Consider the following 787-nt stretch of genomic DNA (forward strand, 5'->3'; position numbering starts at 1 on the left):
ACTAAAACCAAAAACAAAGCGCGCTGCTCATGAGCAGTCTGCTTAATTCGGTTATGGATTCACGCATTAACAATTACGCGATTGCCGATATTGAATGGGAGTTTGTTTCGTCCAACGCTTAAAACTGCGAAAAAAACATCGCTCATCTTGATAGCCCAGGTTGTGCGCGATCTCAGTGGTTGAAAGCTGTGTTTGCGTAAGAAAGTTCATAGCACGCTCTTCTCTGGCGGCATCTACGAGTGCTCGATAACTTACGCTGTCGCGCGCTAAATGCCTTTGTAAGTTTCGCTCTGACATAGAAAACTCCTGTGCGATCAGTTCTTTGCTCGCGATACCCAGCTGTAAGTGTGCGCGAATTGAGCGCAAGACCTGTTCACTAAAAGACTCACCTTCGAGATGTAAACGCGAAAGCTCGGTTCGTGCTTTGCCTTCCAGAGCCTGACCATCCATGCCCAGATTCTTGGAATTGTGTTTGCTGCGTAGGGGCAATTCTAAGTGCTTGTTGTTCAGCTCAATGCTATTGCGAGTTTGTCCAAACAAAACAGGGCATTCAAAGACTCGTTGGTATTGTGCGAGTACGTCGGCATTCGGAGCATTGCGTTGTAAATACACCTTTCGAGCTCGAGTTCGGCTATTGGTTAGCCATCGCGCATACAGTGTCCAGCTTGCGAGCACATTATCAATCATATGGGGGACAACCTCGGGGCTCGTGTAGTTGCATTGCCATGTGAGCGAAATCGCGTCGCTTGAACGCTCTATCTGTGTTGTTCCCATATCGCCAACAAGG

Annotated in this window: 1 protein-coding gene; it reads right to left on the bottom strand. The window is 47.9% G+C overall.

Annotated elements, in window-relative coordinates; all coding sequences use genetic code 11:
- Positions 1-66: 66 nt before the first annotated feature.
- Positions 67-787, bottom strand: a 721-nt coding sequence (locus A3750_RS22095; protein WP_156498834.1) for an AraC family transcriptional regulator, incomplete at its 5' end; no start/stop codon positions are given.

The organism is Oleiphilus sp. HI0079 (assembly GCF_001635105.1).